The sequence below is a fragment of the Mycobacterium sp. 1482292.6 genome (assembly GCF_001672995.1).
In the GTDB taxonomy this organism is placed as follows: domain Bacteria; phylum Actinomycetota; class Actinomycetes; order Mycobacteriales; family Mycobacteriaceae; genus Mycobacterium; species Mycobacterium europaeum_A.
Window position 1 is genome coordinate 1 of the sequence record NZ_LZKV01000242.1, and the last position, 5,312, is coordinate 5,312.

Annotated in this window: 5 protein-coding genes and 2 pseudogenes; 3 read left to right on the top strand and 4 right to left on the bottom strand. The window is 68.6% G+C overall.

What is annotated here, in order from left to right:
- From A5624_RS29200 to A5624_RS24080, 3 genes and pseudogenes are all read right to left on the bottom strand, one after another.
- A pseudogene (locus A5624_RS29200) lies at positions 1 to 76 on the bottom strand (hypothetical protein); the annotation flags it as partial.
- A pseudogene (locus A5624_RS24075) lies at positions 66 to 386 on the bottom strand (FHA domain-containing protein); the annotation flags it as partial. The pseudogenes A5624_RS29200 and A5624_RS24075, both read right to left, overlap by 11 nt.
- 24 nt (positions 387 to 410) lie before the next feature.
- Positions 411 to 1,628 carry an NADH:flavin oxidoreductase gene (locus A5624_RS24080; RefSeq protein WP_066872120.1) on the bottom strand — a complete coding sequence of 406 codons (1,218 nt, stop codon included), beginning with the start codon at positions 1,626 to 1,628 and terminating at the stop codon, positions 411 to 413.
- Positions 1,629 to 1,710: 82 nt separating this feature from the next.
- Between A5624_RS24080 and A5624_RS24085 the strand changes: the two genes are divergently transcribed.
- Together A5624_RS24085 and A5624_RS24090 are read left to right on the top strand one after the other, a co-directional pair.
- Positions 1,711 to 2,556, top strand: a complete 846-nt coding sequence (locus tag A5624_RS24085) for a bifunctional methylenetetrahydrofolate dehydrogenase/methenyltetrahydrofolate cyclohydrolase (RefSeq protein ID WP_066872123.1) — start codon at positions 1,711 to 1,713, stop codon at positions 2,554 to 2,556.
- The gene (locus tag A5624_RS24090) at positions 2,553 to 2,834 is read left to right on the top strand and encodes a DUF3017 domain-containing protein (RefSeq protein WP_066872126.1); all 282 of its coding nucleotides are present in this window, start codon (positions 2,553 to 2,555) and stop codon (positions 2,832 to 2,834) included. The genes A5624_RS24085 and A5624_RS24090 overlap by 4 nt, the downstream gene beginning before the upstream one ends.
- Here A5624_RS24090 and A5624_RS24095 read toward each other — a convergent pair.
- A complete protein-coding gene (locus A5624_RS24095) occupies positions 2,831 to 3,349 on the bottom strand; it encodes a DUF732 domain-containing protein (protein ID WP_066872132.1) in 519 nt (172 codons plus the stop codon). The two genes, A5624_RS24090 and A5624_RS24095, sit on opposite strands and share 4 nt — an antisense overlap.
- 261 nt (positions 3,350 to 3,610) lie before the next feature.
- On the opposite strand from A5624_RS24095, the gene A5624_RS24100 reads away from it, so the two are divergent.
- The gene (locus A5624_RS24100) at positions 3,611 to 5,059 is read left to right on the top strand and encodes an FAD-binding oxidoreductase (protein WP_066872129.1); all 1,449 of its coding nucleotides are present in this window, start codon (positions 3,611 to 3,613) and stop codon (positions 5,057 to 5,059) included.
- The last annotated feature ends 253 nt before the right edge of the window (positions 5,060 to 5,312 follow it).

A 5,312-nucleotide genomic window follows, 5' to 3' on the forward strand; every position in this document is an offset into this window, starting at 1 on the left:
CGAAGGGTTTGATGCTGTCGGAGATGACCAGGCCCATCTGGTTCAGAAAGTCCGTCCGCCAGCCTGCCCTGGTGGCGGCCGACGTCAAACGTCAGCAGCGGCCCGTCCGGGTTGCCGATGTTGAGGGTCTGCCCGTCGTGGATCTCGACCACCGGCACCCGCCGGCCGTTGACGAAAGTGCCGTTGAGCGAACCGTTGTCGATCGCCAGCCACTTGCCCTGGTCGAAGCGCAGCAGCAGGTGGGCACGCGAAATCAGCGGGTGGGTGATACGCATGTCCGCTCGCAGATCGCGCCCGACTACTACATCGTGGCCCGCTGCGAAGGTGCGTTCCGATCCTTCGTGATGGACGGTTAGCGCTGGCGGGGCTGGTGCTGACATCGCCACAACTGTAGCTTGCGCCCCTGTGGATTACCGGGGAGCGCCCGCTGCCACATCGGGCGCGCCGGTGACCACGCAGTGCGTCCGGGTGTAGATCGTGGGCATGCACTGATTGCAGTGCGTGCACGCCGAATGCACCTGGTGCCGGGCGCCATCAGCGGCGATCCGGTTGATCAGATCCGGTTCGGCCAGCAGCGCGCGGGCCATGGCGACGAATTCGAATCCCTCCGCCATCGCCAGGTCCATCGTCTCCCGGTTGGTGATGCCACCGAGCAGGATCAGCGGCATCTTCAGCTCGTTGCGGAACAGCTTGGCGTCGCGCAACAGATATGCCTCGCGGTACGGGTATTCGCGCAGGAATTTCTTGCCCGTCATGCGCATGCCCCAGCTCAGCGGCGGCTTGAATGCGCCGGCGAACTCCTTGAGCGGCGCGTTGCCGCGGAACAGGTACATCGGGTTGACCAGCGAGCTGCCCGCGGTGAGTTCGATCGCGTCCAGGCCGCCGTCTTCCTCGAGCCACTTGGCTGTCCTCAGCGACTCCTCCGTGCTGATGCCGCCGCGAACCCCGTCGGCCATGTTCAGCTTGGCGGTCACCGCGATGGGCGTGCCCTCCTTTTCCACCGCGCGCCGAACGGCCATCACCATGCCGCGGGCGACCTTAGCCCGGTTTTCCAGCGATCCGCCGAACTCGTCGTCGCGGCGGTTGATCAGCGGGGACAGGAACGAGCTCGCCAAATAATTGTGGCCCAGGTGGATTTCGACGGCATCGAAGCCGGCCTCGATGGCCAGGCGGGCGGCGTTGGCGTGCCCGGCGATCACCTCGTCGATGTCTTCACGCGTCGCCTTCTTGGCGAATCGCATCCCGATCGGGTTGAAGAACCGCACCGGCGCCAGCGCCTTGGCCTTGTTGGACTTGGCGTTGGCCACCGGGCCGGCGTGGCCGATCTGCGCGCTGACCGCAGCGCCCTCGGCGTGGACCGCGTCGGTGAGCCGTCGGAACCCGGGCACGGCCTCCGGCCGCATCCAGATGCCGTTGCCCTCGGTGCGCCCGCCGGGGGAGACGGCGCAGTAGGCGACCGTCGTCATGCCGACCCCGCCGGCGGCGGGCAGCCGGTGGTATTCGATGAGGTCGTCGGTCACCAGCGCCTCGGGCGTGCGCGCCTCGAAGGTGGCGGACTTGATGGTGCGGTTACGCAGCGTTATCGGCCCGAGCTTCGCGGGGCTGAACACGTCCGGCGGGGTTGACATACCGGGAGCCTAATGGCGATCGCGAGCGCGGCGAAGCCGGGCGTGGCGGGTCGCCATCATCGATGTCTGCCAGACTGTCAGCGTGGGAGCAATCACGCTGGACGGCAAGGCCACCCGCGACGAGATCTTCGTCGACCTCAAACAGCGGGTGACCGCTTTGACCGCCTCGGGCCGCACCCCCGGGCTGGGCACCATCCTGGTGGGCGACGACCCCGGCTCCCAGGCGTACGTGCGGGGCAAGCACGCCGACTGCGCCAAGGTCGGCATCACCTCGATCCGCCGCGACCTGCCCGCCGACATCAGCACCGACACGCTCAACGACACCATCGACGAGCTCAACGCCAACCCGGATTGCACCGGTTACATCGTGCAGTTGCCGCTGCCCAAGCACCTGGACGAGAACGCGGCGCTGGAGCGGGTCGACCCCAACAAGGACGCCGACGGGCTGCACCCCACCAACCTGGGCCGGCTGGTGCTCAACAACCCGGCCCCGCTGCCGTGCACCCCGCGCGGCATCGTGCACCTGTTGCGCCGCTACGACGTCGAGATCGCCGGGGCGCACGTGGTCGTCATCGGCCGCGGCGTCACCGTCGGTCGCCCGCTCGGCCTGCTGCTGACCCGACGCTCCGAGAACGCCACGGTGACGTTGTGCCACACCGGAACTCGCGACCTGCCCGCCCTGACCAGGCAGGCCGACGTCATCGTCGCCGCCGTCGGGGTGCCGCACATGGTGACCGCCGACATGGTGCGCCCCGGTGCCGCGGTGCTCGACGTCGGCGTCAGCCGGGTGGACGGCAAGCTCGCCGGCGACGTGCATCCCGACGTGTGGGAGGTGGCCGGCCACATGTCGCCGAATCCCGGTGGGGTGGGCCCGCTGACCCGCGCGTTCCTGCTGACCAACGTCGTCGAACTGGCCGAGCGGGGATGACCGCGCGGACCGTGCTGCGGGCCCAGTGGCCAATTCTGTTGGTGGGCCTGATCTTTGCGACGGCCCTGGCCTTGGTGGGAGCCAACTTCTGGCGTCGCGGTTCGTTGTTGATCGGCATCGGCGTCGGCGTCGCGGCGTTGCTGCGGTTGCTGCTGTCCGAGGACCGGGCCGGCCTTCTGGTGGTGCGCGGCAAGGGAATCGACTTCATGACCACCGCGGCGGTCGGGGCGGCGATGTTCTATATCGCGTGGACCATCGACCCGCTGGGCACCCGCTAGTACCTCGGCAGCGCCGGAACCTGCCCGGGCATCGCGGGGAGCTGGCCCGCCATCCCGGGAATCTGGCCCGTCATGCCCGGGATCTGGCCCGTCATGCCCGGGATCTGGCCCGGCATTCCCGGCGGCATGGCCCCGGACAGGTTGCCGTTGGCGATGTTCGCCATCTCCTGGGGGCAATACGTCTGGATTGCGATCGTGGTGAACATGCGGGCCATCGTGGGCGACATGCCGCGGCCGGCGACGCTGGACGCGGCCGCCGCGAAATTGCCGCCCGGCTGCGACAGCATCGGGCAGATCGACTCGCCGACGGACATCGCGTTACCGGGCTCGCCGAAGTCGATGCCGGCGTGGTTGAGCGCGTCGATGAAGTCGTCGCCGTTGCCCTCCGCCCCGGCCGGCGCCGCGAACGCCGAGGCCACGGTCAGCAGGCCGGCGGCCGCGGCCAGCAGGCGGATGGTGAAGGGCTGATGGCGAAAGACCCAGATCCATTGATGAGTTCGTGCAAGTGCCTTCACGCCAGCCTCCCCGTCCGCCATGGAGTGCGTCTGAGGCACACTCGAATCACGCCTACGAACTCTGGGCCATCACTGTCACGTTTGCGACACGGTGGGGTAAAGGTTCGCACAATAAGCGTTTCGTGAGGTCGCGACCGGCGCGGCGTCGGTTATTACGCGGCCCGATTGCGCAAGGCCACTCGGCAGATCGACGCCACACTGTGATGTAACACGGGCGGCGACACCGGACTTGCGGGCGGGAGATGAACCAGAATCCGCCCCATGACGACCCGCCCGACCCACCACGAGATCTCGCGTCAGACGTTTCTTCGCGGCGCCGTCGGAATGTTGGCGACGGGAGCGGTGTTCGGCACCGCCCCGGCGGCCGCGGACCCCGCGGGCTGGGGCGGCCTTGCCTCCTCGATCGGCGGCAGCGTGCTGTTACCGGCCAACGGCGCCCAATTCTCCACCGGCAAGCAGGTTTTCAACTCGTTCTACAACGGCTCCAATCCCGCTGCGGTAGTTCGGGTTTCGTCGCAGGCCGACGTGCAGAAGGCGGTCGCGTTCGCGAAGGTCAACAACCTCAAGGTCGCACCGCGCGGCGGGGGTCATTCGTACGTCGGCGCGTCCAGCGCCAACGGCACCATGGTGCTCGATCTGCGCGGGCTGCCCGGCGGGGCGAACTTCGACGGCAACAACGTCACGGTGACCCCGGCGACCGATCTGTATGCCGTACACCAGGCCCTGGCCGGCGCGGGCCGCGCCGTTCCCGTCGGCACCTGTCCCACCGTCGGCATGGCGGGGCTCGCGTTGGGCGGCGGGGTGGGCGCCGACGCCCGGCGCGCCGGGCTCACCTGCGACGCGCTGCAATCCGCGACCGTGGTGTTGCCCAGCGGCGACGTGGTCACCGCGTCGGCCAACGACAACCCGGATCTGTTCTGGGCCTTGCGCGGTGGCGGCGGCGGCAACTTCGGGGTGACCACCGCGATGACCTTCGCGACCTTCGCCACCGCGGACAGCGACCTGGTCCGGCTGGACTTCCCACCGTCGTCGGCGGTGCAGGTGCTCACCGGCTGGCAATCCTGGCTGGCCGGCGCGGACCGCAACACCTGGGGGATGGTTGATCTGTCGGTCGGCTCGGCGCAGGCGAATTGCCATGTGCTGGCGACGTCTCCGGCCGGGAGCGGCTCCGGTGTGGCCGACGCCCTCAAATCCGCGGTTGGGCTGGCGCCCACCGCCGTAACCAATAAGACGCTGAGCCACATGGACCTGGTGACCTATCTGGCCGGTGGCGGCGCGACCAGCCCGGCGCGCGGCTTCGTGGCCGGTTCCGATGTGATCGGGCCGATGACTTCCGCTGCGGCCCATGCCATTGCGACCGCAGCCGGGCAGTGGCCTGCCTCCGGCGCGGGTCAGGCCTCGGTGCTGATCGATCCGCTAGGCGGCGCGGTCGCCGACGTCGCGCCGGGCGACACCGCGTTTCCGTGGCGCACTCAATCCGCCGTGGTGCAGTGGTACGTCGAGCCCGCCGCCAACCAGGTAGCCGCCGCCAGCACCTGGGTGGGCGCCGCGCATCAAGCGGTACAACAGTTCTCGGTCGGCGGCTACGTCAACTACCTGGAGGCCAATACCGCGCCGTCGCGCTACTACGGCCAAAACCTGTCGCGGCTGGCGACCGTCCGGCAGAAGTACGACCCCAACCGGCTGATGTTCTCGGGGCTCGACTTTTAGCGAGATTAATTGCGCGAGTGTGAATCTATGGCGATTTCTCGGCCGATTTTGTCGGTGGGTGCCGTTAGTTTGGCGGTGTGGGTGATGAGCAGGATGTCGAGGCGGCGTTCGACGCGCTCGATGCCGCCTGGGATCGCGTGTGCGCGCTGAAGCTCGATGCGCTGAAGCCGCGCCAGCAGTTGGCGGTGTTGGCGCGCTGCGAAAAGCAGCGCCGGCGCATCCCGGCCGTCGAGCACCCCGTGATCAATTCCCT